This is a genomic window from Bartonella sp. 220B (genome assembly GCF_026930205.1).
Lineage (GTDB): Bacteria > Pseudomonadota > Alphaproteobacteria > Rhizobiales > Rhizobiaceae > Bartonella.
On record NZ_JANHOI010000039.1, the window covers coordinates 1 to 2,789 of the forward strand.

Below are 2,789 nucleotides of genomic sequence, written 5' to 3' on the forward strand. Positions count from 1 at the left end.
AAGATAACATACTCTTTTTAAAGATGCAATTTGATAAGAAAGCTCTTGTCATTATACACAATTTATTCATATAATTTAAAGACCAGCCTGCATTGCAAAACAAAGCCGTGTCAAAATTAATTGGCACGGCTTTATTCTTCAAAAGGGGGGGAAATCTCAAACCTAAAAAACGGCTCAAAATACAACATTTACGTTGCAAAATAAGATTAACATGACGCGTTTTAAGATGCAAATCGATAAGAAAGAACTTGCCTTTATACACAGAATATGTATTTTAGATCTTGTCATTTTTCCTTAGATGATAAAAAATTATTGTAATCAGAACCGCATCATAAAAGGTGCGGTTTTTTCTTACAGACTCTTGCACATTTTACACATTTTATGTAGAAAGTAGTTACATTTTCCTATTTTGAACTCCTTTTCTAAAATTAAAGCCGCGTCGTTAATGACACGGCTTTTTTTTGTTAAAACCAGCTGTTATTTACGCTGCTTTATCATCACCACAAATATCTTTATAAATTTTTTTATTGCCTTTAATAACGGCATTGCCTGAAATCTTTACATAGAAATAAACTTTCGTTTTTCCCTGAATGCACGCATTATCATAAATTTCAGCACCAGGAAAAATACAAGCCGCTCCAGATATTTTTGCATTGCCATAAATCAAACCAGCAACACAAGCATTATTCAAAACCTTGGCATTGTCATAAATTTTTGCTTCTGTAGATACCATGGCTTTATTACAAACAATGGCATTCCCATAAATTTCCCCACAAATTATTGCATTGTCGTATATTTTTGCATTGCCATGAACATACGCAGTATTTTCAAGAACCCGCGCTTTATCGCTAATCACGGCATTTCCTAATACCCTTGCTTCATTAAAAACCCAAGCTTCATTACGTACCTTTGCATTTTCAGAAACGGCGGCATTCACAGCAGCTATAGCATTATCATAAATCCAACAATTACCATCATGGGATAAGTTGCTTTCATTTTCGATAAACCCACCTAAATCACCCGCCTTTACATCATCGAAATCTCTTAAAGCACGAATGCGATAAAGGGTATGATTATTAGATACAAGCTTTTCATTTGTTAATTCATATTTTTTGGATACATTTGTAGTGGACATAGGTTTTATCCCTAATCTAAATAGTTGATAACATTTGTAAGAAGGTTAGAGAGAGGCGCCCCCGCCGCGCCTGTTATTTATGCAACGTTATCTAAAATTGTTTTATTACCATTGATTATGATGTTACCACTAACATCATTACAAACGCTCGCATTACCACAAATTTTTGCATTCCCATAAACACACCCCCCCCTATAAACACTGGCATTACCAAATACATGCGCATTCCCATAAACCTTGCCACTCACATCAGCCTTACCGTAAACCTTGGCATTGTCATAAATATGAGCGCTATGTAAAGTTTGTACCTCACCAAAAACCTCAGCATTACCGTAAACACAGCCATCAACCCAAACTTTACCGTGAATTTTTGCATTATCGTAAACACGAGCATCACCATAAACCCATGCATCACCAGAGATTTGTGCGTTGCCATAAACACAAGCTCGTTGACAGACACGAGCGTTATCTCTAACCCAGCAATCACCATCATGCGAAAGATGCGAGCTACTTTCTATAAAACCACCGAGGTCCCCTGCTTTAACATCAGCAAAATCTCTAACAGCCCTAATGCGTCTTAATGTGTGGATACCGGCTTTAATTGTCTCACCAGTGAACTCGTATTTTTTGGGAACCCCTTGCTTTTGAGGGGGTATCGGGCCGGTATCATTTGCCCCCATGCGTTTTGCAATAGCTGCGATAAGGGCATCTTTAAAATCTTCAACATATGTCATTTGAAATTCTTTCTAATCGTTAATTGCTTTTCATTGACAACCCTATAAGGGCGCCGGGCGCTGAAAAACACGGCGATTAGTCCGTCGTTACGCTTTCCCCATAAAAGGGTATTGTATGGCGTAACCACACCCGACATAAACCATATACGCTTTAATAAGCATAAAAGACAGTCAGTATTTTAAAGACATGGGAAAAACCTTGTCGTGGTTTATCCGCTAATCGCAAGTGTTTTTGAAGCACTTGTCACCCTTCTAAACCAACCATCCTTTAAAGTCAATACGAATTTTATATTTTTTTCATTTTTTTTCATTTTGAAAATTACCCAATTGAATATTAAGCGCTTTTTCTAACTCTTGATCTATATCATAAGCTTGTGAATTACACACCACACCCTCGTTTGTGATTTTACAAATCAACTGATCTTGCTTTGTGCGTTTTTTGATTTTTTTATTCACCTCATCTATCAAGGGTTTGCAACTTAAGAGAGAATACGGCATTTCACCACCGTAAAGCCAGCCTCTCACTTGCGATTTCGTGCTATAATCAACATGATCAGGTATTTCGTGATATTGCCCACCTTGCAATTCCTCGTATTCTCTAGAGCCATCCTCATACTCATACATGTTGTAAAAATACTCAGTAACCCCCAATCCCCATGGTGCGTGCCCTCTTGCTGTTGCCACAAACTTCTTTATTGGCTGTTTACGTTTTGTTAAGAACAAATCTTTTAAAATCCCCATGCTTTTAGTCCTTAATTTTACCAATTGGTCTATTTGCCTCAAATTTAATCGTACAAAGCGGTTTTAATTCCTTATGTGGTTTGTATCAAAAAATATTTAAATCGCTTTGTACGGTGCCTTTTTATCGATTTAAACGCATATCCAATCTCAAATCGACATCTCATTTGCTATCTTTTGCC

The 2,789-nt window shown here is 36.9% G+C and carries 3 protein-coding genes; all 3 read right to left on the reverse strand.

All coding sequences use genetic code 11. The features are described 5' to 3' along the window. Window positions 1-481: 481 nt before the first annotated feature. A complete protein-coding gene (locus NPX99_RS08470) occupies window positions 482-1,135 on the reverse strand; it encodes a hypothetical protein (RefSeq protein WP_269031395.1) in 654 nt (217 codons plus the stop codon). Window positions 1,136-1,212: 77 nt separating this feature from the next. Beyond that, window positions 1,213-1,869, reverse strand: a complete 657-nt coding sequence (locus tag NPX99_RS08475; protein ID WP_269031396.1) for a hypothetical protein — start codon at window positions 1,867-1,869, stop codon at window positions 1,213-1,215. A gap of 297 nt (window positions 1,870-2,166) precedes the next feature. Further along, complete coding sequence (locus NPX99_RS08480) at window positions 2,167-2,610, reverse strand: hypothetical protein (RefSeq protein WP_269031397.1); 444 nt, start codon at window positions 2,608-2,610, stop codon at window positions 2,167-2,169. Window positions 2,611-2,789 lie beyond the last annotated feature (179 nt).

Bases quoted from the DNA above. Each gene is read 5' to 3' on its own strand.
- NPX99_RS08470 (WP_269031395.1), bottom strand. From the start codon at position 1,135: ATGTCCACTACAAATGTATCCAAAAAATATGAATTAACAAATGAAAAG.
- NPX99_RS08475 (WP_269031396.1), bottom strand. From the start codon at position 1,869: ATGACATATGTTGAAGATTTTAAAGATGCCCTTATCGCAGCTATTGCA.
- NPX99_RS08480 (WP_269031397.1), bottom strand. From the start codon at position 2,610: ATGGGGATTTTAAAAGATTTGTTCTTAACAAAACGTAAACAGCCAATA.